25 protein-coding genes are annotated in these 26993 nt (G+C 72.2%); 14 read left to right on the top strand and 11 right to left on the bottom strand.

The genetic code is table 11. The features are described from left to right. The first annotated feature begins 6 nt into the window (after window positions 1-6). From ACFYZJ_RS26045 to ACFYZJ_RS26035, 3 genes are read left to right on the top strand one after another with little or no spacing between them, the layout of a single operon-like run. The gene (locus tag ACFYZJ_RS26045) at window positions 7-1572 is read left to right on the top strand and encodes a 4-coumarate--CoA ligase family protein (protein WP_388571757.1); all 1566 of its coding nucleotides are present in this window, start codon (window positions 7-9) and stop codon (window positions 1570-1572) included. Further along, on the top strand, window positions 1569-2306 hold the full coding sequence (locus ACFYZJ_RS26040; protein ID WP_388571755.1) for an enoyl-CoA hydratase family protein: 738 nt from the start codon (window positions 1569-1571) through the stop codon (window positions 2304-2306). The genes ACFYZJ_RS26045 and ACFYZJ_RS26040 overlap by 4 nt, the downstream gene beginning before the upstream one ends. Next, window positions 2294-2917 carry a TetR/AcrR family transcriptional regulator gene (locus ACFYZJ_RS26035; RefSeq protein ID WP_388571753.1) on the top strand — a complete coding sequence of 208 codons (624 nt, stop codon included), beginning with the start codon at window positions 2294-2296 and terminating at the stop codon, window positions 2915-2917. The genes ACFYZJ_RS26040 and ACFYZJ_RS26035 overlap by 13 nt, the downstream gene beginning before the upstream one ends. Window positions 2918-2942: 25 nt before the next feature. On the opposite strand, the gene ACFYZJ_RS26030 is transcribed toward ACFYZJ_RS26035, so the two are convergent. Continuing rightward, a complete protein-coding gene (locus tag ACFYZJ_RS26030) occupies window positions 2943-4043 on the bottom strand; it encodes a citrate synthase 2 (protein ID WP_388571752.1) in 1101 nt (366 codons plus the stop codon). Window positions 4044-4472: 429 nt separating this feature from the next. Here ACFYZJ_RS26030 and pdxH point away from each other — a divergent pair, with 429 nt between their 5' ends. The 3 genes from pdxH to ACFYZJ_RS26015 all read left to right on the top strand — a co-directional run bounded on the left by pdxH (window position 4473) and on the right by ACFYZJ_RS26015 (window position 6306). Beyond that, window positions 4473-5111: a pyridoxamine 5'-phosphate oxidase gene (gene pdxH / locus ACFYZJ_RS26025; protein WP_388572114.1), complete on the top strand. Its 639-nt coding sequence runs from the start codon at window positions 4473-4475 to the stop codon at window positions 5109-5111. Between the two features lie 407 nt (window positions 5112-5518). Continuing rightward, entirely contained in the window at window positions 5519-6103 is a 585-nt protein-coding gene (locus tag ACFYZJ_RS26020) for an ArsR/SmtB family transcription factor (protein WP_388571750.1), read from the top strand. A 14-nt stretch (window positions 6104-6117) separates the two neighbouring features. Beyond that, complete coding sequence (locus ACFYZJ_RS26015; protein WP_388571748.1) at window positions 6118-6306, top strand: hypothetical protein; 189 nt, start codon at window positions 6118-6120, stop codon at window positions 6304-6306. A gap of 47 nt (window positions 6307-6353) precedes the next feature. Here ACFYZJ_RS26015 and ACFYZJ_RS26010 read toward each other — a convergent pair whose 3' ends face one another. Both ACFYZJ_RS26010 and ACFYZJ_RS26005 read right to left on the bottom strand, forming a co-directional pair. Beyond that, window positions 6354-7208 carry an alpha/beta fold hydrolase gene (locus ACFYZJ_RS26010; protein WP_388571747.1) on the bottom strand — a complete coding sequence of 285 codons (855 nt, stop codon included), beginning with the start codon at window positions 7206-7208 and terminating at the stop codon, window positions 6354-6356. A 730-nt stretch (window positions 7209-7938) separates the two neighbouring features. Continuing rightward, complete coding sequence (locus tag ACFYZJ_RS26005; RefSeq protein WP_263230582.1) at window positions 7939-8631, bottom strand: metal-dependent transcriptional regulator; 693 nt, start codon at window positions 8629-8631, stop codon at window positions 7939-7941. Between the two features lie 276 nt (window positions 8632-8907). Between ACFYZJ_RS26005 and ACFYZJ_RS26000 the strand changes: the two genes are divergently transcribed. Next, a complete protein-coding gene (locus tag ACFYZJ_RS26000) occupies window positions 8908-9696 on the top strand; it encodes an SIS domain-containing protein (RefSeq protein ID WP_388571746.1) in 789 nt (262 codons plus the stop codon). Window positions 9697-9711: 15 nt separating this feature from the next. On the opposite strand, the gene ACFYZJ_RS25995 is transcribed toward ACFYZJ_RS26000, so the two are convergent. From ACFYZJ_RS25995 to ACFYZJ_RS25980, 4 genes are all read right to left on the bottom strand, one after another. Next, window positions 9712-11103, bottom strand: a complete 1392-nt coding sequence (locus ACFYZJ_RS25995; RefSeq protein ID WP_388571745.1) for a PAS domain-containing protein — start codon at window positions 11101-11103, stop codon at window positions 9712-9714. A 154-nt stretch (window positions 11104-11257) separates the two neighbouring features. Further along, window positions 11258-12844 (bottom strand): transporter, encoded by a 1587-nt coding sequence (locus ACFYZJ_RS25990; protein ID WP_388571743.1) that lies wholly within the window; start codon window positions 12842-12844, stop codon window positions 11258-11260. Beyond that, complete coding sequence (locus ACFYZJ_RS25985) at window positions 12841-13632, bottom strand: ABC transporter ATP-binding protein (protein ID WP_388571742.1); 792 nt, start codon at window positions 13630-13632, stop codon at window positions 12841-12843. The genes ACFYZJ_RS25990 and ACFYZJ_RS25985 overlap by 4 nt, the downstream gene beginning before the upstream one ends. Window positions 13633-13746: 114 nt before the next feature. Then, window positions 13747-14400 carry a bifunctional DNA primase/polymerase gene (locus ACFYZJ_RS25980; protein ID WP_388572113.1) on the bottom strand — a complete coding sequence of 218 codons (654 nt, stop codon included), beginning with the start codon at window positions 14398-14400 and terminating at the stop codon, window positions 13747-13749. A gap of 341 nt (window positions 14401-14741) precedes the next feature. On the opposite strand from ACFYZJ_RS25980, the gene ACFYZJ_RS25975 reads away from it, so the two are divergent. Next, window positions 14742-16124 (top strand): transcriptional regulator, encoded by a 1383-nt coding sequence (locus ACFYZJ_RS25975; RefSeq protein ID WP_388571740.1) that lies wholly within the window; start codon window positions 14742-14744, stop codon window positions 16122-16124. Between the two features lie 265 nt (window positions 16125-16389). After that, the gene (locus tag ACFYZJ_RS25970) at window positions 16390-17838 is read left to right on the top strand and encodes a hypothetical protein (RefSeq protein WP_388571739.1); all 1449 of its coding nucleotides are present in this window, start codon (window positions 16390-16392) and stop codon (window positions 17836-17838) included. Window positions 17839-17889: 51 nt separating this feature from the next. Here ACFYZJ_RS25970 and ACFYZJ_RS25965 read toward each other — a convergent pair whose 3' ends face one another. Continuing rightward, complete coding sequence (locus tag ACFYZJ_RS25965; protein ID WP_388571738.1) at window positions 17890-19224, bottom strand: ABC transporter substrate-binding protein; 1335 nt, start codon at window positions 19222-19224, stop codon at window positions 17890-17892. Window positions 19225-19341: 117 nt separating this feature from the next. Here ACFYZJ_RS25965 and ACFYZJ_RS25960 point away from each other — a divergent pair, with 117 nt between their 5' ends. Then, window positions 19342-19842 (top strand): hypothetical protein, encoded by a 501-nt coding sequence (locus ACFYZJ_RS25960; RefSeq protein ID WP_388571737.1) that lies wholly within the window; start codon window positions 19342-19344, stop codon window positions 19840-19842. Between the two features lie 96 nt (window positions 19843-19938). Next, entirely contained in the window at window positions 19939-20820 is an 882-nt protein-coding gene (gene purU / locus ACFYZJ_RS25955) for a formyltetrahydrofolate deformylase (RefSeq protein WP_388571735.1), read from the top strand. Between the two features lie 12 nt (window positions 20821-20832). Here purU and ACFYZJ_RS25950 read toward each other — a convergent pair whose 3' ends face one another. Next, window positions 20833-22131 carry a zf-HC2 domain-containing protein gene (locus ACFYZJ_RS25950; protein ID WP_388571733.1) on the bottom strand — a complete coding sequence of 433 codons (1299 nt, stop codon included), beginning with the start codon at window positions 22129-22131 and terminating at the stop codon, window positions 20833-20835. Next, window positions 22128-22709: a sigma-70 family RNA polymerase sigma factor gene (locus ACFYZJ_RS25945; RefSeq protein ID WP_388571732.1), complete on the bottom strand. Its 582-nt coding sequence runs from the start codon at window positions 22707-22709 to the stop codon at window positions 22128-22130. The genes ACFYZJ_RS25950 and ACFYZJ_RS25945 overlap by 4 nt, the downstream gene beginning before the upstream one ends. A gap of 361 nt (window positions 22710-23070) precedes the next feature. On the opposite strand from ACFYZJ_RS25945, the gene ACFYZJ_RS25940 reads away from it, so the two are divergent. Next, entirely contained in the window at window positions 23071-23451 is a 381-nt protein-coding gene (locus ACFYZJ_RS25940; RefSeq protein WP_388571730.1) for an STAS domain-containing protein, read from the top strand. Window positions 23452-23658: 207 nt separating this feature from the next. Next, entirely contained in the window at window positions 23659-24171 is a 513-nt protein-coding gene (locus ACFYZJ_RS25935; protein ID WP_388571728.1) for an EF-hand domain-containing protein, read from the top strand. Here ACFYZJ_RS25935 and ACFYZJ_RS25930 read toward each other — a convergent pair. Beyond that, window positions 24155-25702, bottom strand: a complete 1548-nt coding sequence (locus tag ACFYZJ_RS25930) for a class I adenylate-forming enzyme family protein (protein ID WP_388571727.1) — start codon at window positions 25700-25702, stop codon at window positions 24155-24157. The genes ACFYZJ_RS25935 and ACFYZJ_RS25930 overlap by 17 nt on opposite strands. An 89-nt stretch (window positions 25703-25791) precedes the next feature. Between ACFYZJ_RS25930 and ACFYZJ_RS25925 the strand changes: the two genes are divergently transcribed. Next, window positions 25792-26988 carry an amidohydrolase family protein gene (locus tag ACFYZJ_RS25925; RefSeq protein WP_388571725.1) on the top strand — a complete coding sequence of 399 codons (1197 nt, stop codon included), beginning with the start codon at window positions 25792-25794 and terminating at the stop codon, window positions 26986-26988. Window positions 26989-26993 lie beyond the last annotated feature (5 nt).

Raw genomic sequence — 26993 nt, 5'->3', positions numbered from 1 at the left:
GGAACAGTGTTCCGCAGCGAGTACGCAGACGTCCCGCCCGTCGAACTCCCCATCCACGACGCCGTGCTGGGCCAGGCGGCCGAGTTCGGCGAGCTGCCCGCCCTGATCGACGGCACCGACGGCACCACCCTCACCTACGAACAACTGGACCGTTTCCACCGGCGGATCGCGGCGGCGCTCGCCGAGGCGGGGGTGCGCAAGGGCGACGTGCTCGCGCTGCACAGCCCGAACACGATCGCCTTCCCGCTCGCGTTCTACGCGGCCACGCGCGCGGGTGCCTCCGTCACGACCGTGCACCCGCAGGCCACGGCGGAGGAGTTCGCCAAGCAGCTGCGGGACTCGGCGGCCCGCTGGATCATCACCGTGTCACCGCTCCTCCAGACGGCCCGCCGCGCCGCCGAACTCTCGAGCGGCGTCGAGGAGATCCTCCTCTGCGACAGCGCGCCGGGCCACCGGTCGCTGATCGACATGCTGGCCTCCACCGCGCCGGAACCCCAGGTCGTCATCGACCCGGTGCGGGACGTCGCCGTGCTCCCGTACTCGTCCGGGACGACCGGCATCCCCAAGGGCGTCATGCTCACCCACCGGCAGATCGCCACCAACCTCGCGCAGATACGGCCGCTCATCGGGACGGGCCCCGATGAGCGCATCCTCGCCGTGCTGCCCTTCTTCCACATCTACGGCATGACGGCCCTCCTGAACGCGCCCCTGCGGCAGGGCGCCACCGTCGTCGTACTGCCGCGCTTCGACCTGGACACCTTTCTCGCGGCCATCCAGAACCACCGGATCACCGGCCTGTACGTGGCCCCGCCGATCGTGCTGGCCCTGGCCAAGCACCCGATCGTCGCCCAGTACGACCTGTCGTCCCTGAAGTACATCATCAGCGCCGCGGCACCCCTGGACGCCAAGCTGGCGGTGGCCTGCGCCGAACGCCTCGGCCTGCCACCCATCGGCCAGGGATACGGCATGACCGAGCTGTCCCCGTGCACACACGTGGTGCCCCTGGACGCCCGGGACGCACCCCCCGGCACGGTGGGCAAACTGGTCCCCGGTACCGAGATGCGCATCCTGTCCCTCGACGACCCCGACAAGGACCTCGGCGTCGGCGAGGCCGGTGAGATCGCCTTCCGCGGCCCCCAGGTGATGAAGGGCTACCTCGGCCGCCCCGAGGCCACCGACGCCATGATCGACCGGGACGGCTGGCTGCACACCGGGGACATCGGGTACGTCGACGCGGACGGCTGGCTGTTCGTCGTCGACCGCGTGAAGGAACTCATCAAGTACAAGGGCTTCCAGGTGGCCCCCGCCGAGCTCGAAGCCCTCCTCCTCACCCACCCGAAGATCGCCGACGCCGCCGTGATCGGCGTCTACAATGATGACCACAACGAGGTGCCCCACGCCTTCGTCGTCCGCCGGCCGGGCGCCGACGACCTCTCCGAGGGCGAGGTCATGATGTACGTCGCCGAACGCGTCGCCCCCTACAAACGCGTCCGCAACGTCACCTTCATCGACGCCGTGCCGCGCGCCGCTTCCGGGAAGATCCTCCGCCGGCAGCTCAGGGAGCGCGCATGACCGACCTCGTCCGCACCGCCCACCATCGCGGCATCACCACCCTCACCCTCGACTCGCCCGCCAACCGCAACGCCCTGTCGGCCGCCCTCGTCGGCGGCCTGGCCGACGCGCTCACCGCCTGCGGCAAGGACCGCGACGTCCGCGCCGTCGTCCTCACCCACACCGGCACCACCTTCTGCGCGGGCGCCGACCTGCGCGACCCACCGCACCCCGATGCGCTCGTCGAGCTGCTCCGGCAGATCATCGAGCTCCCCAAACCCGTCGTCGCCCGGGTGACCGGACACGTACGGGCAGGCGGTCTCGGCCTGCTGGGCGCCTGCGACATCGCCGTCGCGTCCACCGCGGCCACCTTCGCCTTCACCGAGGTACGCATCGGGGTGGCACCCGCCGTGATCTCCCTGACCGTGCTGCCCCGCACCGACCCCCGTGCCCTCGCCCGGCACTACCTCACCGGAGAACGCTTCGACGCCTTCGAAGCCGTCCGCACCGGCCTGCTCACCGCCACCGGCGACGACGTCGACCAGGTGCTCGAACCCGTGCTCGACGGATTGCGGCGGGCCGCACCCCGGGCCCTGGCGGAGACCAAACGACTCCTCACCGCTACTGTGCTTCAGACCTTCGACCGGGACGCGGCCGACCTGACCGCGCTCTCGGCCCGGCTGTTCTCCTCCCCGCAGGCCCGCGAGGGGATGACGGCCTTCCTGGAACGACGGGACCCCTCATGGGTGGTGTGAGCACAGCAGAACGCGAGCGCGTCCCCAAGCAGGACCGCGTCCCCAAGCAGGACCGCAGCCGGGCCACCCGGCAACGGCTCCTCCAGGCCGCCGTGGCCTGCCTCGCCGACCACGGCTGGGCCGGTTCCACCGTCTCGGTCGTCGCCGAACGCGCCGGTGTCTCCCGGGGCGCCGCCCAGCACCACTTCCCGACCCGGGAGGACCTGTTCACGGCGGCCGTCGAGTACGTCGCCGAGGAGCGCTCCACCGCGCTGAGGGTCCTGTTCCCGCACGGGGCCGCCGACCGGCGCGCGGTGGTCGCGGCCCTCGTCGACCTCTACACCGGGCCGCTGTTCCGCGCCGCCCTGCACCTGTGGGTCGCCGCCTCCAACGAGGAGCAGCTGCGCCCCCGGGTGACCGAGCTGGAGGCCCGCGTCGGCCGCGAGACCCACCGCATCGCCGTCGACCTGCTCGACGCCGACGAGAGCAGGCCGGGCGTCCGGGAGACGGTCCAGGGCCTGCTGGACATGGCCCGCGGCCTGGGTCTCGCCAACCTCCTCACCGACGACGCCGCCCGCCGCGAACGGGTCGTGGCGCAGTGGGCGGCACTGCTGGACGAGGCGCTGGGCTGAGGACAGCCCAGCGCCCTCCTGGTCGTCAGTGCGCGATGTCCGCGTAGCCCTCGATCTCCTGCGGGCTGCGCGGCCCGGGACCCACATAGCGGGCCGACGGGCGCACCAGGCGGCCCGTGCGCTTCTGCTCCAGGATGTGCGCCGACCAGCCGGCCGTACGGGCACACGTGAACATCGACGTGAACATGTGCGCCGGGACCTCGGCGAAGTCGAGCACGATCGCCGCCCAGAACTCCACGTTCGTGGCGAGCACCCGGTCCGGACGGCGGTTGTGCAGCTCCTCCAGCGCCGCCTTCTCCAGCGCCTCCGCGATCTCGAACCGCGGCGCGCCCAGCTCACGGGCGGTGCGGCGCAGCACGCGCGCCCGCGGGTCCTCGGCCCGGTACACCCGGTGGCCGAAGCCCATCAGCCGCTCGCCCCGGTCCAGGGCCCCCTTCACATAGGCCTCCGCGTCACCGGTGCGCTCGATCTCCTCGATCATGCCGAGGACGCGGGAGGGCGCGCCGCCGTGCAGCGGCCCCGACATGGCACCCACGGCGCCGGACAGCGCCGCGGCCACGTCCGCGCCCGTGGAGGCGATCACCCGCGCGGTGAAGGTGGAGGCGTTCATGCCGTGCTCGGCCGCCGACGTCCAGTACGCGTCGACGGCCGCGACGTGCTTCGGGTCCGGCTCGCCCCGCCAGCGGATCATGAACCGCTCCACGATGGACTGCGCCTTGTCGATGTCCCGCTGCGGGACCATCGGCAGCCCCTGGCCGCGCGCCGACTGGGCGACGTACGACAGCGCCATGACCGCGGCCCGGGCCAGGTCGTCGCGGGCCTGCTCCACGTCGATGTCCAGCAGCGGTTTCAGGCCCCACACGGGGGCGAGCATGGCCAGCGCGGACTGCACATCCACCCGGATGTCACCGGAGTGCACCGGGATCGGGAACGGCTCGGCGGGCGGCAGTCCGGGGTTGAAGGCGCCGTCCACGAGCAGGCCCCACACGTTCCCGAAGGAGACATGGCCGACCAGGTCCTCGATGTCGACGCCCCGGTAGCGCAGGGCACCGCCCTCCTTGTCCGGCTCGGCGATCTCCGTCTCGAACGCGACGACTCCCTCGAGTCCGGGTACGAAATCGGACATCAGGCGGCTCCTCGTGATGTGTACGGCGGAAAGGGGTGCGCCGCCCCGGCTCCACGGTCTGTAGCGGTCGTTCTCGAAAATCCGCGGTCCGAAACGGTCACCCCGGTTGATGCCCCGATCGGTCGGCGGTCACCCAACCGGAACGGCACCAGCACGATATCCCCGAGTGCCACCGTTGGGGAGAGCAAGCGGCACTCAGTGCCACACAGTGACGAAGCCCACCCTCACCGTGCCCACTGTCCACAAGCCGCCGAGGGCTCCGGGCGCGTACGGCAAGATGACGGCGTGACCGACCGCTACCCGGATGAACCCGCAGCCCAGCCCCCCGTGCACCCGGCCGCCAAATCCACCACGGACCCGGTGATCGAACCCATTGTCGAACACGCGGCCGAAGGTCCCGCCGAGGAGCTGTCCGCCAACCCCGCCGAAATGCGAGCCCACTACCGCGCCGAAGGTCTCGACGAGTCCTCGCTCGCCCCCCACCCCATGGACCAGTTCGCCCGCTGGTTCAAACAGGCCGCCCAGGCCGCCATCGCCGGAATGCTCTACGAGCCGAACGCGATGATCGTCTCCACCGCCGACGCCGAGGGACGCCCCAGCTCCCGCACCGTCCTGATGAAGCAGTACGACGAACAGGGCTTCGTCTTCTACACCAACTACGACTCCCGCAAGGCCCGAGACCTCGCCGCCAACCCCTACGTGTCCCTGCTCTTCCCCTGGCACCCCATGGCCCGTCAGGTGATCGTCACCGGCACCGCCCGCCGCACCGGCCGCGACGAAACCGCGGCCTACTTCCGCACCCGCCCCCACGGTTCCCAGCTCGGCGCCTGGGCCAGCGCCCAGTCCTCGGTCATCTACTCCCGCGCCGAACTCGACGCCACGTACCAGGAGCTCACCGCCCGCTACCCCGAGGGCGCCCAGGTCCCGGTCCCCCCGCACTGGGGCGGCTTCCGCATCGCGCCGTCGGCGGTCGAGTTCTGGCAGGGCCGCGAGAACCGCCTTCACGACCGCCTCCGCTACGTCGCGGAACCGGACGGCACCTGGCGGGTGGAGCGCCTCAGCCCCTGACCCCGGCGCCCGAAAACGCAGACGGCCCGCGAGCTCAGGTCCTCCGCCGAAAGACGAAGGAGCCGGCCGGACGTACCGGCGAGCCCGCGGGCCGGGTGACTGCGTTGGATTAGGCCGGCTGCGCGCATCTCACACGCGCTGGTCCGGCGCCGAACCGAGTACGACGGCGGGCCACTAGCCCGCAGCCACCTCACGCGTCCGGATGTCATACATCTGCCGAACCACCTCCTTTCCGTGTACCTCACACCCTAGGAAGCGATCGCAACCCAATCAACAGGTTTTTCGAGATGTCGACGACGGGCGTGCCCGGCATGCCGGTCATCGTCCCATGCCTCGATCTTCACCTGAGCCCAGGGCCTGCAAAGGAATGGTTGCAACGTTTTCTTTGCAACGCTACCTTTGTATCCATGAACGAGCCCCAGGACCCGCAGGTCCGCAGTCTCGACGCCCGCTCCCTGCGTGGGCTCGCACACCCGCTGCGCATCCAGCTGCTGGACGCCCTGCGCTTCGGCGGTCCGGCCACCGCGTCCCAACTTGCCGAGAAGCTGGGTGAGTCGAGCGGTGCAACCAGCTACCACCTGCGACAGCTCGCCGCCCATGGCTTCATCGAGGACGCTCCCGAGCGGGGCAAGGGGCGGGAGCGGTGGTGGAAGGCGGTCCACCGGGGCCTGCGCTTCGACGACGCCCTGCTCACGGACGCCAACCCGGACGTACGCGGGGCCGCGGACACGTACCTCCATGAGGTCGCGACCGCCCAGACCCGCGACCTGTCGACCTGGCTCGGCAATCGCCACGCATGGCCCGAAGAGTGGAACCGCACCTGGGACATGAGCAGCGTGACGCTACGGCTGACGCCGGAGCTCACCCGGGAGCTCGTCGAGAAGATGCACGCGCTCGTCGCCACCTACCGGGACCGGGTCGGCGACGAGGGCGAGGCGGACACCGCTCAGGTGCGCATCCAGACACGTGCGTTCCCCCTCACGACGGATTGAGAGGCCACAGCCCGATGCACCCCGAGACCCATCTCGCCCTGCACCGAGTCCGCGCTGCCGAACTGCGTGCCGGAGCCGACGCGTACCGCCTCGCCGCGGCGGCCCGGCGCCCCCGGGACCTCCGTATCCGTCTCGGCTGGACCCTGGTGGAGGTCGGCCTGCGGCTGGCCGCCGGGCCCAGGACGGCTGCCGTCGGCCCCTAGGGGCTGGCAGCGCAATCAGGCAGGCGGCCGGTGAGGGGTGGCGGCGCTCACGGAGCCGGTACGCCGTCCAGGAACGGCTCGATCGCCGCTCGCCAGGCCTCCGGCTGGTCGTAGTGGAGGAAGTGTCCGGCGTCGGGGACCTCCGCGTACTGGCCGTGGGGGAGGACGCGGACCATTTCCTGGGCCTCCGCGCGGCCCAGTTCGCCGTCCAGGCCGCGGACGACCAGGGTGGGGCAGCGCACCTGCGCCAGCTCCTCCCAGTGCGCGTCGTACACCCAGGTCTCCCGGGATCTGAGCATGTGCTCGGGGTCGAAGACGGGGCGCCAGCCGTCCGGGGACTCGGTCATCACCTCGGCGTAGAACTCGCCGCGGGCGCGGTTCGGGCGCTCGGCCCAGGGATCGTCCTCGCCGAACCACTTGCGGACGTCGGCGAGTGTGGCGAAGGGGAGGGGCCAGGACTTGAACCAGGTCTCCCATTCGCGCTGGGAGGCCGCGCCGAGTGCGGACGCCCGCATGTCGCAGATGACCAGGGCACGCACCAGGTCGGGGCGTTTGGCGGCGAGCTGCCAGGCGGTCAGGGCGCCCATGGCGTGGCCGATGAGGACGGCCGGGGCGAGGCCGAGCTGTTCGAGGGCGGCTTCGGCGTCGTCGATGTAGGCCTCGCGGGTGTAGCCGTCGGCGGGCTTGTCGCTCCGGCCGTGGCCGCGCTGGTCGAGGGCGACGACGCGGTGCCGTTCGGCCAGCCGGCGGGCGGTGGGTGCCCAGTGCGAGGCGCGGCCCATGAGGCCGTGCAGTAACAGCACGCCCGGCGCCTGTTCGCCGTCGCCGGTCTTGGGCGGGTCGGCGAACTCCCATGCGGCGAGGCGTACGCCGCCCGCTCCGGTCACGTCGATGCGACGCATCGTCCTGGCACCCCCCTGCTCGGCCGGGACCGCTCGCTTCCGCGTCGGGCGGTCGGTCCGCGCGCTTTGTCGTACTGGTCGTACTTTCGCTGTCGTGCTGCTCCTGCTGGTGTCGGCGGTCGTCGCCGGCGCCGGGTGTCGCCGCCGGGCGCTGATGCCTGGTGCTCGCTGTGTGACGGTCGCGTCGGTTGGTACAGCGCCCGGCCCGGCGAGATCGTCACCGCCCACGCTATCGAATGGCTATTCGAAAGCACCGTTTTCGGCCACAACACCCCACCTTCGAGTGACCTCCCTCGAGGATTGGCCGCCCTCTGCGCGGGGAGATCTTCTGCGGGAGGCGGACCGCTCGGGGAAAACCGGTCCGAGGGGGACGACCCTGAGAGCTCGGGGCTCCGGGTCGAAACAGGGGAGGACAGGCCCCGGTGCCGATGGGCGCCGGGGCCCTCCCCGGGTCCGGGGTCGCGTTCGGGGGCACATCCTCCCTCCCCTTCCCGGCCGTTGACATCGCTGTCAAGCCCGGCCAAGAACCCTCAGGTCATATGCCTCATGCGACAGCCTTGCATGCGAACCGTCCGGGCGCTGCGATTCCGCTCACTGAATCTTGATTGCAGTACGATCGCGAAATCATCACAACCGTCCCGGGAGCCGCAGGAGTTGTGACGCAGGCGGGACCAGGGCGGACGAAGAGGACCGAGAGGGATCAAGAGGGCCTGGCAGGGCCCTCAGGTCCTCAGGGCTTGGCCACGAACACGTGGGACGCGACGTCCGCCTGCAACTCGGCCGCCTCGCCGCCGCTGCCGACCAGGACACCGCCCGCCGACTCCGTCACGCTGACCACCGAGCCGGGCTGCACACCCGCCCGCCGCAACGTGTACATCAGCTGGGCGTCCGTCTGGATGGGCTCGCCGATACGGCGCACGACGACCGTCTTGCCGTCCGTGCCCGGATCCAGGTCGGCCAGCGAGACCATGCCCTCGTCCAGGAACGGGTCCGCCATCTCCTTCTCGCCGAGCTCCTCCAGGCCCGGGATCGGGTTCCCGTACGGCGATTCGGTGGGGTGGCGCAGCAGCTCCAGGACGCGGCGCTCGACCGCCTCGCTCATCACATGCTCCCAGCGACACGCCTCGGCGTGCACCTGCTCCCACTCCAGCCCGATCACGTCGACCAGGAGGCACTCGGCGAGGCGGTGCTTGCGCATCACACGGGTGGCCAGGCGGCGGCCCTCGTCCGTGAGCTCCAGGTGACGGTCGGCGGCGACCGACACCAGGCCGTCACGCTCCATCCGCGCCACCGTCTGGCTCACGGTCGGGCCGCTCTGGTCGAGCCGCTCGGCGATACGGGCGCGCATGGGGACCACGCCTTCCTCCTCGAGCTCGAGGATGGTGCGGAGATACATCTCCGTCGTGTCGATCAGTCCGGACATACGTGCCCCTCGAAGAGATCTGCCGGAGGCTCGACTGCTCACCGGCGTGTGCGCTGGCCCTGGATTCAATTCTGACTCATCCCACTGACAACCGGGGCGCGGCGAGGGACCACGGGGCTACGGGGCGCGTCGGTACGCCACCCGGCACGCCTTGGGGGGCGCCGGTTCCCGGGCCCGCCCGCGCCCCCCGGGTGCCTGGGCGGCCGTATTGACATGCCACTGGTCCAGACCGCAACGTGATCCGCGACACGGGCCGACTTCGAAGGGGCGTCGCCGATGAGCGCAGGGCCGAGCGGTGGGGAGCCGCAGGGTGGAAGCACGCCGGCGGAGCGGTTCTTCGACGCGGCGATCGGACTGCTGCGGCGCGTGCGGGAGGAGGACGCGGAGGAGATCGCGGCGGCCGGCACCCTGATCGCGGACACCGTGGTCGCGGGCGGCCGGCTGTTCGCCTTCGGCGCCGGGCACTCCTCGCTGGCCGCGCAGGACCTGGTCTACCGCGCGGGCGGCCTCGCCCTGATGAACCTGCTCGCGGTGCCGGGAGTCGTCGGCGTGGACGTCATGCCGACGACGCTGGGCTCCGCGCTGGAGCGGGTCGGCGGCCTGGCGAGCGCGGTCCTCGGCACGAGCCCGCTGCGCTCCGGCGACCTCCTGGTGATCATCTCCCTGTCCGGCCGCAACGAGCTGCCCGTGGAGATGGCGATGACCGCCCGCGCGCGCGGCATCAAGGTCATCGGTGTCACCTCGGTCGCGTACGCGGCGGAGACCAGGTCCCGGCACGCCTCCGGCACGTACCTCAAGGACCACTGCGACCTCGTCCTGGACTCGAAGATCGCGGTGGGGGACGCGGAACTCACCCTGGACACCATCCCGGCGCCCTTCGCCCCCGCCTCCACCGTCGTCACCACGGCCCTGCTGCAGGCGGTCATGGCCACGGCGGCCGGCGTGCTCGCGGAGCGCGGCATCGAACCGCCCCTGCTGCGGTCGGGGAACGTCGACGGCGGTCATGAGTGGAACGCCCGGGTTCTGGCGGAGTACGCCGACCGGATCTTCTACCGCCAGGCGTAGCCGCGCCCCACGGCCCTACTGCGCGGCCCGCCCCTTCACCACGTCGGACAGGTCCAGCGCCGCGGCGATCCGTACCGCCACGTCCTCCGCGTACACCGCGTCCACCCGCTCGAAGCGGCTGCGCCCGGCACCCCGTAGAAACGTCACCACACCCAGCGTCCGTCCCCGGCTGCGCAGCACCGCGCACAGGGCGTGCACCGCGTCCGCGGGCCACTGCCGGGCCAGCGCCCACGCGCGCGCCTGGGCCGGGTCGGCGGCGCCCGCGTCGGCCCGTACGGTCCCGGCGCGCTCCACGCACTGCAAGGCGGGATGCCCCTCGTCGTACCGCACCGGCAGTCCCGCCTTCCCGGTGAGCATGCTCGGCCCGGGTGCACCGGACGGCGTCTCGGCGGCCCGCACCAGCCGTACCGGCCCCGCCCCGTCCGCCACCCAGCCGCCCGCCACCCGGTCGATCAGGGCGTGGTCGGCGAACCCGGCGAGGGCGAAGTCGAGATGGACCGTGGCCGCCTCGCCGGGGTCCTCGCACTCGGCGGCCGCCCGCGCCGCCCGGTGCAGTTGGTTGGAGCGGAAGCGCAGCAGAGCCGCCTCCTGCTCGCTCTGCTTGGTCTCGGTGACGTCCTGGAACAGCCACCCGACTCCCAGCGGAACCGGCTCCTCCGCCAGCGGTGAGGCCAGCCGCAGGAACCCGCTCCGCCAGCACCGCCGCTTCTCGCCCTCCGCGGTCCGCACGCCCACCCAGATCTCGGCGGGGGCGGGCGGCGCCCCCTCGGCGAGCACATGCGTCAGCGCGCTCTCCAGCTCCTCGACCCCCTGTGCGAGCAGGTCCCCGAGGGGCCGTCCCAGCACGGCCGTACGCCCGATGCCGAGCGCCCGGGCCGCGTGGGCGTTGACGACGGCGGGCCGCAGATCCGCGTCGACGAGCACGACACCCCAGCTCGCGTCCTCGAACAGGGCCTCGCTGAGCGCGATCGAGCGCTCCAGGTCGATCTGCGCGTGCACCTCGCTGAACGCGCAGTACACCCCGGCGGGCTTCCCGTCGGGCCCCCGCACCGCCGCGGACTGGGTCCGTACGAGCACCCGCCCGCCGTCCTTGGTCAGCAGCGCGAACTCGTGCACCTGCCGTCCCGGGGCCTGCATCGCGGACATCAGCCACGCCTCGACCTCGGCCGCGTCGGCGCTGCGCACGGCCCACCCGGCGAACCCGCGCCGCCCGACCGCCTCGGCCGCCGACCAGCCGAGGATCCGCTCGGCCTCCCGGTTCCAGTGCGTCACGACCCCGTCGGCGTCGAAGGCGCACAGGGCCGCGTCCATCCCGTCGAGGAGCGCGGCGAGAAGATCCGAACCGTCCCGCTGCGGCTCGTCCGGAACCGGCTCGTCCGTGGTCCCCCTCCGCCAGGAAGCACTCACCCGAACCCCCTGCAGCCTGCGCGTCCGCCCATACGGCACGCTCGTCCGCTCTCTCGCCCACATTCAACTCGACCGTGACCCAGCCCACATCTTCTTCACGGAAGATTGAGGGAAATCCTTGCGTGGTGATTCCCCGGCCTTACGGGCCGCGCACCTACCCCTTGCTGACCGCCGCCAGGATCTCCGGCAGCCGGCGGGCCGTGCGGGGGGCCGCGAGGCGGAGGCCGAGGAGGGTGATCAGGGCGCCGTAGGCGGCGCCCGCCGGCAGCAGCAGCCAGGTCCAGTCGTCGCCGCCCGCGGTGACGTTCAGCCAGATCGTCGCCGCGATCACGGGCGCGGACAGCAGGGCAGCCGACACCATGCCGCCGAGGATGGAGATCCAGGCGAGCCCCGCCTGCCCGGGGACCACGTTCTTGTAGCCCTCCTGCGGTATCGAGTACGGGAAGCGGGCCGAGCACCAGGCACCGGTGGCCATCATCGCGCCGAGCAGCGCGAGGGACAGTCCGAGCGCCTCGGGCAACCTGTCCCAGGCACCGAGCAGGGCGGTCGTGGTGACGGTGACGAGGGTGGCGTACGGCACGGTGATCAGCAGCAGGGCCAGCGCCCGGCCGCGCAGTTCGGCGTGGGCGTCGCGGGCGGAGGAGATGGTCATCGCGACCATCCAGAACGCGGAGGTGTCCTGCCCGAACTGGTTGTACATCTGGATGCCGAGCATGCCGGCCGCGAAGCAGGCGAAGTAGATCGAGCCGGTCCCCTGAAGGGCGTTGAAGACGGGCACGATCAGCCCGATGGCCAGTGACGTCACCCAGGCCGCCTTGGTCTTCGGGTCGCGCCACACATAGCGCAGGCTGCGCTCCGCCACCGTGCCGGTGCGGCCCGCGGGCAGCAGCCGGGACAGGCCCCGCGAGTCCCGCTCCCGGGGGGCCGGTTCGGCGGCCTGGAGGGTGGAGGAGTCCGGCGCGGTCATCAGCTTTGTCAGGCTGCGCGCCCACACGGCCAGCAGGCCCGCCAGCGCCGCCGCGCTCAGAGCCAGTTGCGCGGCCCCGACGCCGTACGAGCCCTTGCTCACGGAGTCCACCGCGCCGATCGCGGAGGCGGGCGGCACCCAGCGCACGACGTCGTCCACCGGGTCCAGCCGTGACAGCCCCGCCGAACCCAGCTCCCGGGCACCGAAGTTGACGAGCTGGGCGCCGACGGCGACGACAAGGCCGCTCAGCACGGCGAGGTCGCGGCCCTTGCGGCTGGTCAGCAGCCGGGTGTTGGCGGCGGCGACGGCCCGGGCGAGGGTGACACAGCTGAGCAGCGTGAGGACGACGGCGGCGACCGCGGTGATGTACGCGGCCGCCCCGCGCGCCACGGAGATCACCGAGCCGACCGCCATGCAGAGCGTGAACAGCGGCCCGATGCCGACCAGGGACGCCACCAGCAGCGCCCGGACCAGGGGACCCGGCCGCAGCGGCAGCATCACCAGACGGGTGGGGTCGAGCGTCTCGTCGCCGCTGGGGAAGAACAGCGGCATCACGGCCCAGCCGAGCGCGAGCACCTCGATGCCGAGCACGGCGACCGCGGCGGCGTGCGCGTTGCCGCGCAGGAGGACCAGGCCCAGCAACTGGGTGGCGGCGAAGAGCAGGACGAGGACGAGGGACGCGATGTACGCGGCGCGCCGCCCGGCGGACCGCCGCAGCCCGTTCCCCAGCAGGGACAGCTTCAGCCGTACGACGACGGAGGACAGGCCGCTCACCGGGCGCCGCCGCCGAGCCAGTCCAGGTCGGTGCCGGCGGTGCGGCCGTGCGCGCCGACCAGTTCCAGGAACGCCTGCTGGAGGGTGGGCGCGTCGCCGCGTACGTCGGCGAGCGGGCCGTGCGCGCGGATGCGGCCCGCGGCCATGACCGCCACCCAGTCGCACAGCGACTCGACCAGCTCCATGACGTGGGAGGAGAAGACGACGGTGGCGCCGGAGGCGGTGTAGCGCTCCAGGACGCCGCGGATGGTCTGCGCGGAGACCGGGTCGACGCCCTCGAACGGCTCGTCGAGGAAGAGGACTTCGGGGTTGTGCAGGAGCGCGGCGGCCAGGCCGATCTTCTTGCGCATCCCGGTGGAGTAGTCGACGACGAGCTTGTGCTGGGCCCCGGCCAGATCGAGGACGTCGAGGAGCTGGGCGGCCCGCTTGTCGACCTCGGCGCCGGGCAGTCCGCGCAACCGACCGGTGTAGGCGAGGAGTTCGCGCCCAGACAGCCGCTCGAAGAGCCGCAGCCCTTCGGGCAGCACTCCGATACGGGCCTTCACCTCGGCCGGGTCGCGCCACACGTCGTGCCCGACGACCTCGACGGTGCCACGGTCGGGCCTGAGCAGCCCGGTGACCATGGACAGCGTGGTGGTCTTCCCGGCCCCGTTGGGCCCGACCAGCCCGATGAACCGCCCGGCGGGCAACTCGAGATCGACCCCCGCGACGGCAACATGTTCCCCGAACCGCTTCCACAGGTCATGCACGCGTACGGCGGCGGGAGCGGTCACTGTTCCCTCGTTCATGCGAGAACCCTACGGCGCGGGGCCCCGTAAGGGGCTCGGGGAACAGCCCGAGCAACCACCCGCAACCCGGCGGCCGCCGACGAACCGGAACCAGGCAGACGCGACGGCGAACCGCTACCGATCCCGCCCGCACGCATACGCCAACGGCGACACCAGCTCCTCCGCGTCCGGCAGCCACCGATTCGCCGACGTGGGCCGCCGCACCCACTGCACGGCCCCCCGCGACCCGAACCGCGTGGGCGGCGCGGCCACATACGCGCCCTCGCCGAGCGTGACCAGGTCGAGCGAGGCCGACTGCCAGCCCAGCTTGCGCAGCAGGTCCGGCACCTTCGCGGACGCGCCCGGCAGCACGAAGAACTGCATGCGCCGCGCCGGCGTCAGCGTCACCGGACCGAGCGTCAGTTCCATGCGTTCCATGCGCGCGAGGGCGAGGAACCCGGCGGTCTCCGGAACGTCGACCGCGTCGAACGTGCGCCCGGTGGGCAGCAGGATCGACGCCGTCGGCCGCTCGGACCACAGACCGCGCGCGACGGTCGCACTGCCGGTCGCCTGCGTCGCCCAGTCGTCGCGTGCCGGGTGCGCGCCGGGCACGGGACACGCGGACTGACCGCAGGAACAGCGGTGCATCCCGTCGACGGCTTCCAGCCAGGTGCCGGGGAACACGTCCCAGTGACGCTCCTCGACGTAACGGACGGCGGCATCCAGGAGTGACTCGCCGCGCTGCTTCGGGATGTGGGCAGCTTCAGGGCCCGCGATGGTCTCTTCCACGATGAACTCAACTCTAGCGGTCACCGGGGGTTACGCCTCGCCCACTCCGCGCCGTCCGGCCCGGGACCAATGCTTTTTGAGCACGTCCTTTTCATCCCACATGCGCCGGGGAGGAGCACTGTCTCCGCGGGTGGGGCGCATGGATGCACGGGTGGGGGCGCGCACGGGCAACCGCGGCGGGCGTGGGGTAACCAGGTGGGGGGTGCGGGATCAGCCTTTACCCCGGCAACCCTCGCATATCTCGCATCAGAGGAATGTCCGCTGGGCATCGATCTTCAGGGCCGGATCTTTTCGGTGCACCGGCCACTCGGCGAACCGAGCCAGGAAGTAGGGGGTACGCCATGGCCGCCAGGCCTCTTGTCGCACGGCAGCCGAACGAACGACTGCAGGCGCTCATCCAGGAAGCGGGCTGCTCGAACGCGGGGCTCGCCCGCCGGGTCAACATGTGCGGCGCGGAGCACGGCCTCGACCTGCGCTACGACAAGACGTCCGTGGCCCGCTGGTTGCGCGGACAGCAGCCGCGGGGCCGGGCCCCGGCGATCATCGCGGAGGCGCTCGGCCGCAAGCTGGGGCGTACGGTCACGATCGACGAGATCGGCATGGCCAACGGCAAGAACCTCGCGTCGGGCGTGGGCCTGCAGTTCTCGCCGACGGTGCTCGGCGCCATCGAGCAGGTCTGCGAGCTGTGGCGCAGCGACGTCGGGCGCCGGGACTTCCTGTCCGGGTCCTCCGTCGCCGCTTCCGCGCTCGTCGAGCCGAGCCGTGACTGGCTGATCTCCGGGCCGGACTCGCAGGTCGCGCGGTCGGCCGGGCCACGGGTGGGGCAGTCGGACGTGGACGCGGTGCGGGCCATGACGCAGGCCCTGGTCGGACTGGACCACCAGTACGGCAGCGGCCATGTGCGGCCGGTCGTCGTGCACTACCTCAACAGCGTCGTCTCCGGGCTGCTGGCGGGCTCCTACCGGGAGTCGGTGGGCCGCGAACTGTTCGGGGCGGTCGCGCGGTTGACCGAGCTCGCGGGGTACATGGCGGTCGACACCGGTCAGCCGGGGCTCGCGCAGCGGTACTACATCCAGGCGCTGCGGCTCGCGCAGGCGGCCGGTGACCGCGGCTACGGCGGCTATGTGCTCGCCGCTTCGATGAGCCACCTCGCGGCGCAGCTCGGAAACCCGCGCGAGATCGCGCAGTTGGCGCGGGCGGCGCAGGAGGGGGCGCGGGGGCGCGTGACCCCGCGCGCGGAGGCGATGTTCTACGCCGCGGAGGCGCGCGGGCATGCGCTCATGGGAGATGTGCGCGCCACGCAGATCGCGTCCGGTCGTGCGGTGACGGCGCTGGAGGCGGCCGACGCGGCGTCCGGGGACGACCCGGCGTGGATCGCGCACTTCGACGAGGCCTACCTGGCGGACGAGCTGGCGCACTGTCACCGGGATCTGGGGCAGGCGGAGGCGGCGGCCCGGCGGGCGGAGGAGTCGCTCGCCGGGCACCCCGAGTCCCGGGCGCGGCGGCGGGCGATCGGCCTGGTGCTGCTCGCCACCGCGCAGGTGCAGCAGCGCGAGGTGGAGCAGGCGTGCCACACCGGGCTGAAGGCCGTGGAACTGCTCGGCACGCTGCGCTCCAGCCGGGGGGCGGAGTATCTGGACGACCTGCAGCAGCGGTTGGAGCCGTATCGGGAGGAGGCCGTGGTGCGGGAGTTCGGGGCGCGGGTGGAGCTGGCGGCGGCGTGACGCCTCCGGCGTTGCGGCTGTGTGACCTGTCCGGCGGCTGTATGACGTGCCCGGGGTCGGGGTGCCGTCGCGGGGCTCCGCCCCGGGCCCCGGGGAGATATCGCCGTTGGGGTGACGGATGTCTCGTTGGTGCGGGATGTTCCTGGCTGGGCGCGCAGTTCCTCCCAGCCTGAAGGGGCGCCCCCCTGTCCGGCGTGGCACCGGTCATGGGGACCCGGTAGCGTGAGCCGACGATTCCGAAGGTCCCCCATTCGTAGGAGTCCCGGTGACGCAGAGTGGACAGGGCGAGGAGCCCTCGGCGCGGCAGGCGCGCGAAGGCATCGTGCTGCCCTCCGACGGCGGCGCGCCCCTGCTGCCGGGCCAGACGGGCCAGACGGGCGGAGTGAACGGTTCCATACCCCCGGCGCCCGCACCGGGCCCCGCCGGCGGACAGGCATGGGGGCAGCCCTGGGGGCCGGGGCGGGCTCCCCAGCACCAGGACCACCAGGGCCACAGCCCGCAGCAGAACCAGCAGTGGGGGACGCAGCCGTCCTGGGAGGGCTCGGACCCGCGCTCGGCCTGGGGTCAGCAGCCGCCGGCCGGATCGGGACAGCCCCTGCCTCAGCAGCAGAGCGCCGGTGCCGGGCCCCTGCCCCCGGCGGTCGGCCCCGCCGACGAGGGCGCCACCCAGTACCTGCCGCCTGTCGCCGCCGCGCCGAGCGAGGGCGCGACGCAGTACATACCCCCGGTGGCCGGCTCTCCCGACGAGGGCGCCACCCAGTACATCCCGCCGGTGGGCCCGGGCGCACTGCCCCCGGAGATGCCCGCGGACCAGGCGACCCAGGTCCTCGGACGGGCCGCCGCCGGTCCGCTCCCGCCCGCCGCCGACCCCGACGCGCAGGCCACGCAGTACCTTCCGCCCGTGCCCGGGCAGCAGTACGCCGTGCGGCCCGGGGCGCCCGGGCAGGCCCCGCCGGCCGAGTTCGACAACCTCTTCCGCGGTGGCGCGGGCGGGGCGCCGGAGCCCACCCAGCACCTGCCGCGGTTCGACGGCGCGGCCGGCCCCGGCGCACCCGCGGGCGGCGCGACCGACCAGCGCGGTGGCCGTACCCGTTCGCGCGTCCCCCTCATCGCGGGCGTCGGCGTCTGCATAGTCGCCCTCGGGATCGGGGCCGGAGCCCTGCTCAGCGGCGGCGGCAGCGACGGCAGGAGCAACACCGGCACGTCCGTCGCCGCGACCGGGCCCGTCCCGGACGCCTCCCAGTCGGGCGCCGCCGACCCGGCCCGGGCGCAGGCCGTCGCCCTGGACAAGCTCCTCGCCGACAGTGGGAACAGCCGCGACGCGGTGATCAGGGCGGTCGCCGACGTCAAGGCGTGCCAGAACCTCGACCAGTCGGCCGGCGCCCTGCAGGACGCGGCCAAGCAGCGCAACGACCTGGTCGGCCGACTGTCCGGACTCCAGGTCGACAAGCTCCCCGACCACGCCGCGCTGACCGCCGCGCTCACCAGCGCCTGGCAGGCGTCCGCGTCGGCCGACGGCCACTACGCGGCCTGGGCCGACCAGGTCTCGGGCAAGAAGGGCTGCAAGAAGGGGCAGGCGCGCGTCACCCCCCAGGCCCAGGCGGGCAACCGGGACAGCGGCACGGCCAGCGCCCAGAAGGCGAAGGCCGCCCGGCTGTGGAACGTCATCGCGCAGAAGTACGGACTGACCCAGCGCCAGCCCACCCAGCTGTGAGCACGGCGGTGCGCGCCGCCCGGTGAACGGGGCGGCGCGCACCGGCACGCCTCACTCGTTGTCCGTGCTCTCCAGCGTCTTCGACACGTTCACAAAGCCCTTGCGCGCCGCCACCAGCCGGCCGTCGCGCACGACCTGGAAGGTCACCTCGGAGTTGATCAGGCGGGGGAAGTCGACGACCGCGGTCAGGTCCTGGAAGCGCCAGCGCAGCGTCGGGGTGAGGCCGCCGGTGTCGGCCTTCAGACCGCCGTCGAGGGCCTCGCGGATCGTGCGGGCGGACACCTCGCCGTTGCCGAGCGACTCGACGACCTGCTTCAGGACCGTGTACGCGATCCAGGTGGTCTGCACACCCGCGTCCGCCGGATCGATCCGGTTGTCGTCGAAGGCCTGCTCCTTGATCACTTCCTTCATCGGGTTCCAGCGCGGGTCCGACGCCTCCGGGTACCAGCCGGTGACGTACGCGCCCTCGTAGGGGCCCGAGCCGCCGCCGGAGGCGTCGATCACCGACTGGTCGACGCTGCCGAGCACGGAGGCGGTGCGCACCGCCGGGTAGTCGGAGCTCAGACGGCGGAAGGAGTCCATGAAGGTGCCGGTGCGTTCGTCGAGCGCGGGCACCACGCACCCCGTCTTCCGCGGGTCCGCGGTCGCCGCCCGCAGTGCCTGCTGGGCCTGGTCGTCGAGGGCGGTGGCGTCCTCCGCGGCGCGCACGTCGACCGCCGGGGCGTGGTGCGCCGCCTTCAGTCCGGCGTCCAGCAGCAGGGGCAGCTCGTCGCCGGCGACGGTGTCGGGGCGCACCAGGGCGACGGGGCCGCAGGTCCGGCCCAGCTCCTCGCCGAGGCCGGCCAGCAGCGCGGGCTGGCCGCCGTTGACGGGGTAGGACAGGACGCTCTTGAACTCGTCGTCGGTGAGGCCGTAGCCGCCTATGTAGGGGATGCCCGCCGATTCCAGGGGGGAGAGGAAGGAGCTGGCGTACTGGCTGTAGGAGCCGACGACCGCAACGGCGTGCTCCTTCACCGCGCGCCGGGCGCACTTCGCGGCGTCCACGTAGTCGTTGCGGTCGTTGCAGGTCAGGACCTCCAGCTTGCGGCCGCCCAGGCCGCCGTGGGCGTTGACCCAGCGGGCGTAGGCCTGCGCCATCGCCGGCATGCCCGGCTCGTTGGTCGCGGAGGTCTGGTCGGGTGCCCAGGTCATGACGGTCACGCGGTCGTCCCCGGGACCGCCCGTGGTACCGGGGACGACCCCGCAGGCGACCGCTATCGACGCACATGCCACCATCGCGCCCGCGGACAGCAGGACGGTCCTGACGCGGGGAGTCGCTTTTTCACGGACGGAGCCCGGAACGCGGGGGCGGGAGGAGGAGGTGCTGGTGCGTCGCCTGCCGGTCATGCACACGCACGATTCCCTCACACCGCTAACCACCGAGTGATCCGAGGCCAACAGAAAGTGACGTCGGGGTGAATTGCGGGGTCCGATGATCCGCATTTCACAGGGAACGTACGATCGATGACCGTGCAAGGTTCGGAGAACTCTTCCCGTCGCGGTCGTCGCTCATCCACCATGGGCGGCATGCCACTCAACGACATGCCGTGGTGGCGCTGGCGCAGCAATGTGCGCTCCGCGCTGCACATGCTCTCCGATCCCGTCTTCCAGCGGGACGTCTGGCTGGCCGGTGTCGAGGGGTACGGCGACGTCACCGACGCCGTCTACCGTCTGGTCGAGGACACCTGGCTGGACAACTGGTCGGCCGAGAAGTACGTCGGCACGATCTTCCGGGACTCGCAGGAGGCGGCCCTCGTCGACACCGCCGTCCTGCGGGTGCTGCGGATCATGCACCAGGTCGGGCCGGACGCCCCGGTGGAGGCCTACCTCAACCACCAGGCGTGGCCGGAGGCGGTGCGGGCGGCACGGGACGCCCATGTACGGCTCTCGGTGGCCGACGGTGAGGACCCGGACGCGCCGCCGCGCACGCTCGAGGTGCTGCGGATCCTGACGAGGAGCGCGTAGGCCCTTTCGTCCGGCGCGGGCCCTGTCGTCCGCCGGACCGTCCGGGTTGCGGGACGGCGGTCCACGCCGACCCGCGGACATGAGACCCTGGCGGGCATGAACGAGCAGTCCAACCGAGCCTCGGCCCCGGCCGACCAGTACGTCCTCACGCTCTCCTGCCCGGACAAGCAGGGCATCGTGCACGCCGTGTCGAGCTACCTGTTCATGACCGGCTGCAACATCGTCGACAGCCAGCAGTTCGGCGACCAGGACACGGGACTGTTCTTCATGCGGGTCCACTTCTCCGCCGAGGCCCCGGTGACCGTGGAGAAGCTGCGTGCGAGCTTCGCCGCGATCGGTGACTCCTTCCAGATGGACTGGGAGATCCACCGGGCCGACGAGAAGATGCGCGTCATCCTCATGGTCAGCAAGTTCGGCCACTGCCTGAACGACCTGCTCTTCCGGGCCCGGATCGGCGCGCTGCCCATCGAGATCGCGGCCGTGGTCTCCAACCACACCGACTTCGCCGAGCTGGTGGGCTCGTACAACATTCCCTTCCACCACATCCCGGTGACGAAGGACACCAAGTCGGAGGCCGAGGCACGGCTCCTTGAGCTGGTGCGCGAGCTGGACGTCGAGCTGGTGGTCCTGGCCCGCTACATGCAGGTGCTCTCGGACGACCTGTGCAAGCAGCTCAGCGGCAAGATCATCAACATCCACCACTCCTTCCTGCCGAGCTTCAAGGGCGCCAAGCCCTACCACCAGGCCCACGCGCGCGGTGTGAAGCTGATCGGTGCGACCGCGCACTACGTGACGGCCGACCTCGACGAGGGCCCGATCATCGAGCAGGAGGTCGAGCGGGTCGGCCACGACGTCACCCCGGACCAGCTGGTGGCAACCGGGCGTGACGTGGAGTGCCAGGCACTGGCACGCGCGGTGAAGTGGCACGCGGAGCGCCGCATCCTGCTCAACGGCCGCCGGACGGTGGTCTTCGCGTAGGCCTCCCGAGGTCTACATCCGGCTCAGGGACGCCGCCGCGAACAGGACGTCCCTGATCGCCTCCCGGTCGCCGACCTGCCCCGCGGCCGCCTCCTGCGGTGGCACATGGCCGGCGGCCAGGCGGCAGAACTCCACCTCGTCGAGGGCGACGTGCGCCACCTCGTGCTCGGCGGAGGCCACCGCGCCGGGGGAGTCCAGCGGTACCAGCCACTCGCCGCCGCCCAGGCCCTCGATCTCCAGGCGCAGGCTGCGCCCGGGCTCGCCCGCCGGGACCAGGTGCCGGCCACCGCGCGGGGGTGCGGCGAGGCCGGCGCGGCGCCGGGCGGCCAGGGTCAGCGGCAGTAGCCGTACCGCCAGGTCGAACATCTGGTGGAGATGGCGCGGCGCCGGCGGGTCGTAGGGGTAGTCGACGGCGTTCGCGATGTCCTCCGCGTGCACCCAGCACTCGAAGGCCCGGTCCAGCATCGCGTCGTGCAGCGACAGCTCGAAGGCGCCGTACGACACCGGGACCGCCCCGTCGGTGTCGTCGGTGAGGGACACCGTCCGGACGAGATGGTGGCTCTGGTCGCGCCACGGGACACGGATGGAGCGGGTCGGCGGGAAGTGGGAGGCGCGCCAGTACGCCTCCGTGCGCCCCTCGGGGCTGCCGTCGTCCCCGGCCGTGTCCCCGAGCGGGTCGTCCAGCCCGAGGGCCACCGCGATCAGCCCGTCGACGGAGAGCAGATGGGCGATCACCCCGGCCACGGTGGTTCGGCGGCTCGCCGGTGCCCTCCCGTCGAACCACCGCAGCCGGACCGGCGCGTGCCACTCGCCGTCGCCGAAGTCCTGGAGCAGGGCGTCCAGGCGCGCGGCCTCGGCGTCGTAGGGGACCGCCCACTCCGGTACCGGGATGCGCGGCGGGCGCCGGTCGAGGCAGCTCGCCAGGACACGGGTGCGCAGGGCGGGGTCGAGATCGAGACTCTCGGGCCGCTGCAGCAGCCCGACGGCCGTCCGCAGCCGCCGCGCCTCCTCCGCGCACGGCTCACAGCCGGCGAGGTGCGCCTCCACGGCGGTGGCCTCCTGCGCGGAACAGGCGGCCAGGGCCCAGGCCCCGAGCAGCGACTTCAGCACCCGGTGCCCGAGCGGGACCGCCCCCTCGGCCGCGGGCGCCGTGGCCCCACCGGCCGGCGGCCCCGGCGCCACTGCCCCTGGGGCGACCTCGGACACCTCGCGCTCGCCGGTACCCCCGGGCACGCCCTGCTCGTCGTATTCCTCGTAGGTGCCGTGCCGCTCGAACTCCTCGCGCCCCCGGGAACGCTCCGCCCCGCTCACCACACACCCCCCGTTTCCGGCGGCGTGCCCGAGGGCCGCGTCTCGTGGGCGGTGGCGAGGAGCTGGAGGCCGAGGCGGAGCCGGCGGCGGGCCTCGTCCTCCGTGATGCCGAGGTCGACCGCGGTCTGGCGGTAGTCCCGGCGCTGGAAGTAGGCCCGTTCCAGGGCGGCGCGCAGCGGCACCGGCATGGAGGTGACGATGTAGTCCGCGCGGGCCGCGACCGAGGCCTGGCGCACCCTGCGCTCCAGGTCCTCCGCCGTGCCCCGGCCGCCCCGGGCCAGCGCGGCGGTCTCGGTGGCGCGCAGCCGCTGGACGGCGAGCCGGTGGGTCAGGCCGGCGACCCAGGTCCGCAGCGGCTCCTGCCTGGGGTCGTAGGACTCGGGGTGCTCCCAGACGTGTGCGAACACCTCGCGGGTGACGGTGTCCGCCTCCTCCTCGTCCCCGAGCACCCGGTGGGCGAGGCCGTGCACCAGGGAGGCGAACCGGTCGTAGCACTCGCCGAGCGCGGCGGCCTCACCCCGGACGAGCCGCTGCTGCATCCTGCGGTCCCACCGGGGCGGTGCGTCCCTCTTCGCCATGCGGCCCCCTCGTCCCCGGACGTGCCCTGCGCCCTGCTCCGGTTCAGCGTGTGCCCCCCACGCTGTCGAATGTAGTCGGCACATCGGACAACGCACGCCCCTTTGTGGCAATGTGCGCCCCTCCGCACGCTGCAGATGGTAGAGGCGGTCCCGTGGAAGATGTGCCGGACGCACGGGCGCCTACCCAGCCGACTGCGGAGCAGGCCTGAACGAACAGGACCGTTACCGATTGAATTGGCTTATCTACTACCCAGTTTCGATCGGCAGTTCGGTGTTTCATAGAAGGACGTTCGGGCAGCCGCGCCCAAAGGAAGCGTAGGGACAGCTTCCGTTTCATGGACGGCGCGGGCAGGCGGGAGGCGTGGCGGTGACGCTCACAGTGACCGGGCAGGAGCACGGCGAGTGGACCGTGCTGCAAGTGGCGGGCGAACTGGACCTGATGACGTCACCGGCGCTGCGCCAACGGGTGCACGACGCGGTGGCGGACGGCCGCCACTGCCTCGTACTCGACCTCTCCCAGGTGCTCTTCTGCGACTCCAGCGGCGTCGGCGTGCTCGTCGCCGCCCGCAGACTGCTCCGCTCCTGCCGGGGCCGGCTCCGGATCGTCCTGCCCGGGCACGGCGCGCCCGAGGGCTCGCACGTCAACCGAGTCCTGGCCGCCCTCGGCGTCCGCCGTCTCTTCGACGTGCATCCGGACCTGGGCTCGGCCACCGACGACACCTCACCGTCCCTGTCGGCCTGAACCCGCTGAACCCGACCGCACGGCACCGCCCGGTGTGAGCGCCGGCACACCACGGTCAACAGAACGTCGCAGGACAGCCACACTGTTGTCCCGGAATTCCTGCGGTCTTGGTACAACCGCCGTTTTCCGTCTCCCCGCACGCCTCCCGCGTCGTACGCTCCCCTGCGAGATACACCCCCGATGTGACGTAAGGCGGCCCGAAACACCATGGTCAGCACCGAGTACGAGCGCAGGATCGCCGCCCGGTTCGCCAGCTTCGACCAGGACGGCAACGGCTACATCGACCGCGCGGACTTCAGCGCGGCGGCCAAGGCGGTTCTCACCGAGTTCGGCACCGCGGCCAGGTCCGAGCAGGGGCAGGCCCTGTACGCCGGGGGTGAGGCGTTCTGGCAGGGCATGGCCGGGATAGCGGACCGGGACGGCGACCAGCGCATCACCCGCGAGGAGTTCGTCGGCAGCGCGGTGAAGCGGCTGCGCGACAACCCCGAGCGGTTCGCGGAGATCGCCCGTCCCTTCCTGCACGCGGCGCTCGCCGTGGCGGACGGCGACCGCGACGGCGCCGCCACGGTCGCCGAGACCGCTCGTGCCCTGAAGGCCCTCGGCGTACCGGAGGACGTGGCCCGGGCGGCGGCGACCACGCTCGACGCGGACGGAGACGGCAAGGTCGGCGAGAGTGAGATCGTGTCCGGGTTCGCCCGCTACTTCACGGTCCCGGAGTAGCGCCCCGGGGCTCTTGTTCCGCGGTCCCCGAATAGCGCTCGCGCAGCTTGTACTTGAGCACCTTGCGCAGAGTGTCGTTGCGCGGAAGGGCGTCCACCACCTCGAGCTGCTCCGGCAGCTTGTGCACCGACAACCCTTCCGCGCGCAGGTACGAGGTGACGGCGGCCAGCGTCAGCTTCGCGGCGCCCGGCGGCTGTGCCGCCGGCTCGACCACCGCGCACACCCGCTCCCCGCGCTCGGCGTCCGGCAGCCCGATCACCGCCACGTCGCCGACCGCCGGGTGCCGGTGCAGCAGGTCCTCGATCTCCTTGGCCGAGATGTTCTCTCCCTTGCGGATGATCACGTCCTTGCGGCGCCCGGTGAGCACCAGATGCCCGGAATCAGTCAGATGTCCGAGGTCGCCGGTGCGCAGGAAGCCCTCCTCGTCGAAGGCCTCCGCGGTCTGCACCGGATCGAGATAGCCCTGGCAGACGGCCTCCCCGCGCAACCGCACCTCCCCGTCGACGATCCGTATCTCCATCTCCGCCGGAGGGCGCCCCTCGGTCGTCGCCAGGTTCTCGGCCGTGTCGTCCGGCGAGCCCATCGTGATCATCGGCACCTCGGTCATGCCGTAACCGTGGGTCAGCTGGACGCCCATCTCACGGACCACGCAGTGATACAGCTCGGGCGGCTTCGGCGCCCCGCCGCCCGCGAGCAGCCGTAGTGTGGGGATCACCTTCCTCCCCGGCTGCCTGCGCTGCTCGCCCAGGAACATCGAGTAGAAAGCCGTCGAGCCGCCCGCCACCGTCACCCCGTGCCGCCGGTACTCCGCCAGCGCGTCCGGGAGCGCGAAGTGCTCGAACATCACCGCGGGGAAGCCGTACGCCAACAGCATCACCATGTAGTCGAGGCCGCCTATGTGGGCGTACGGGAAGGCCATCGAGCCGATGTCGTCCGGGGTCGGACGCAGTGCGTGGGCCAGGCAGGAGCCGCCCGCGATCAGGGAGCGGTCGGTGTGCAGCACGCCCTTCGGGTCGGAGGTGGTCCCCGAGGTCCAGTAGATCCAGCGGACCGAGGTGCCCTCGGCGGGCGGGGCCGGGAGCATGGACGGGTCTGCGTCGGGAAGTGTGTCGTACGCCTCGAAGACGCCTTTCGCGCCCAGTCGGCGGGCCATCACGGTGTGGTCGTATCCGCGCCAGACGCCCGGCACCGCGAAGAACTCCGCCTTGGACTCGCGCAGCGCGAAGCCGACCTCGCGGTCGCGGTAGTAGGGGATGAGCGGGGACTGGACGGCGCCCAGGCGGGCCAGGGCGAAGGACAGCAGGGCGGTCTCGACGCGGGTGGGCAGCTGCCAGGCGACCACCGTGCCGGGGCGTACGCCCATCCCGTACAGGCCGGCCGCCACCCGCTCGGCGCGGGTGCGCAGGGCGCCGAAGGTGAGGGTCCGGTCCTCCTGGAGCAGCACCGGGCGGTCGGGGGTGAGGTCGGCGCGGCGCTCGACCAGCTCCCACACCGTGCGGGCGGAACTCAGGGCGTGCGGGGTCTCGTCCACGGCCGGCTCCCCTGCTTGGCTGACGACTCGTCAGGTGACATGCTATCTGACGGTCCATCAGATGAGAGCCGGTCCGGCGGAGGGGAACCATGGCGAGCGAACTGCCCCGCATCATCAGCGTCGACGATCATGTGATCGAGCCCGCGCACCTCTTCGAGACCTGGCTGCCGGCCAAGTACCGGGACCGGGGCCCGCAACCGCTGACCGCCGGAATCGGGGAACTGGCCTACGTCGGCGGGAAGTACCAGATCACCATGGACCCGGAGGGCCCGCCGACGGACTGGTGGATCTACGAGGACCTGAAGTTCCCGTACAAGCGGAACATCGCCGCCGTCGGGTTCGACCGGGACGAGATGACCCTGGAGGGGATCACCCGGGAGCAGATGCGGCGCGGGTGCTGGGACCCCAAGGCCCGCCTGGAGGACATGGACCTCAACCACGTCGAGGCCAGCCTCTGCTTCCCGACCTTCCCCCGCTTCTGCGGGCAGACCTTCGCCGAGGCGCACGACAAGGAGGTCGCCCTGGCCTGCGTACGCGCCTACAACGACTGGATGGTGGAGGAGTGGTGCGGCGACAGCGCAGGCCGGCTCATCCCGCTGTGCCTGATCCCGCTGTGGGACATCGACCTCGCGGTCGCGGAGGTCCGGCGCAACGCCGAGCGCGGGGTGCGGGCCGTCACCTTCTCCGAGATCCCCACCCACCTCGGCCTGCCCTCCATCCACTCCGGCCACTGGGACCCGTTCTTCGCCGTCTGCCAGGAGACCGGGACGGTCGTCAACATGCACATCGGCAGCAGCTCCCAGATGCCCGCCGCCTCGCCCGACGCCCCGCCCGCCGTCCAGGCCTCGCTCAGCTTCAACAACGCGATGGCCTCGATGATGGACTACCTCTTCAGCGGGGTCCTGGTGAAGTTCCCGCGCCTGAAACTCGCCTACTCCGAGGGGCAGATGGGCTGGATCCCCTACGCCCTGGAACGCGCCGACGACGTCTGGGAGGAGCACCGCGCCTGGGGCGGTGTCCGCGACCTGATCCCCGAGCCGCCGTCGACGTACTACTACCGGCAGATCTTCTGCTGCTTCTTCCGCGACAAGCACGGCGTCGCGTCCCTCGACACGGTCGGCCGCGACAACGCCACCTTCGAGACCGACTACCCGCACGTCGACTCGACCTTCCCGCACACCAAGGAGGTCGCCCTCGACCACGTGAAGGGCCTGGACGACGAGACGGTGTACAAGCTGATGCGGGGCAACGCGATCCGCATGCTGGACCTGGACCTCGACCGGTAGCCCCG

Source organism: Streptomyces sp. NPDC001848 (assembly GCF_042891915.1).
In the GTDB taxonomy this organism is placed as follows: domain Bacteria; phylum Actinomycetota; class Actinomycetes; order Streptomycetales; family Streptomycetaceae; genus Streptomyces.
Note: the sequence above shows the minus strand (reverse complement) of the source record. Positions and strands in the feature narration are given on the sequence as shown.

Coding starts and splice junctions, on each gene's coding strand:
- ACFYZJ_RS25935 (WP_388571728.1), top strand. CDS start 23,659: ATGGTCAGCACCGAGTACGAGCGCAGGATCGCCGCCCGGTTCGCCAGC.
- ACFYZJ_RS26040 (WP_388571755.1), top strand. CDS start 1,569: ATGACCGACCTCGTCCGCACCGCCCACCATCGCGGCATCACCACCCTC.
- ACFYZJ_RS25965 (WP_388571738.1), bottom strand. CDS start 19,224: ATGACCGGCAGGCGACGCACCAGCACCTCCTCCTCCCGCCCCCGCGTT.
- ACFYZJ_RS26020 (WP_388571750.1), top strand. CDS start 5,519: ATGAACGAGCCCCAGGACCCGCAGGTCCGCAGTCTCGACGCCCGCTCC.
- ACFYZJ_RS26005 (WP_263230582.1), bottom strand. CDS start 8,631: ATGTCCGGACTGATCGACACGACGGAGATGTATCTCCGCACCATCCTC.
- ACFYZJ_RS26015 (WP_388571748.1), top strand. CDS start 6,118: ATGCACCCCGAGACCCATCTCGCCCTGCACCGAGTCCGCGCTGCCGAA.
- ACFYZJ_RS25925 (WP_388571725.1), top strand. CDS start 25,792: ATGGCGAGCGAACTGCCCCGCATCATCAGCGTCGACGATCATGTGATC.
- ACFYZJ_RS25960 (WP_388571737.1), top strand. CDS start 19,342: ATGACCGTGCAAGGTTCGGAGAACTCTTCCCGTCGCGGTCGTCGCTCA.
- ACFYZJ_RS26000 (WP_388571746.1), top strand. CDS start 8,908: ATGAGCGCAGGGCCGAGCGGTGGGGAGCCGCAGGGTGGAAGCACGCCG.
- ACFYZJ_RS26010 (WP_388571747.1), bottom strand. CDS start 7,208: ATGCGTCGCATCGACGTGACCGGAGCGGGCGGCGTACGCCTCGCCGCA.
- ACFYZJ_RS25945 (WP_388571732.1), bottom strand. CDS start 22,709: ATGGCGAAGAGGGACGCACCGCCCCGGTGGGACCGCAGGATGCAGCAG.
- pdxH (WP_388572114.1), top strand. CDS start 4,473: ATGCGAGCCCACTACCGCGCCGAAGGTCTCGACGAGTCCTCGCTCGCC.
- ACFYZJ_RS26035 (WP_388571753.1), top strand. CDS start 2,294: ATGGGTGGTGTGAGCACAGCAGAACGCGAGCGCGTCCCCAAGCAGGAC.
- purU (WP_388571735.1), top strand. CDS start 19,939: ATGAACGAGCAGTCCAACCGAGCCTCGGCCCCGGCCGACCAGTACGTC.
- ACFYZJ_RS25985 (WP_388571742.1), bottom strand. CDS start 13,632: ATGAACGAGGGAACAGTGACCGCTCCCGCCGCCGTACGCGTGCATGAC.
- ACFYZJ_RS26030 (WP_388571752.1), bottom strand. CDS start 4,043: ATGTCCGATTTCGTACCCGGACTCGAGGGAGTCGTCGCGTTCGAGACG.
- ACFYZJ_RS25975 (WP_388571740.1), top strand. CDS start 14,742: ATGGCCGCCAGGCCTCTTGTCGCACGGCAGCCGAACGAACGACTGCAG.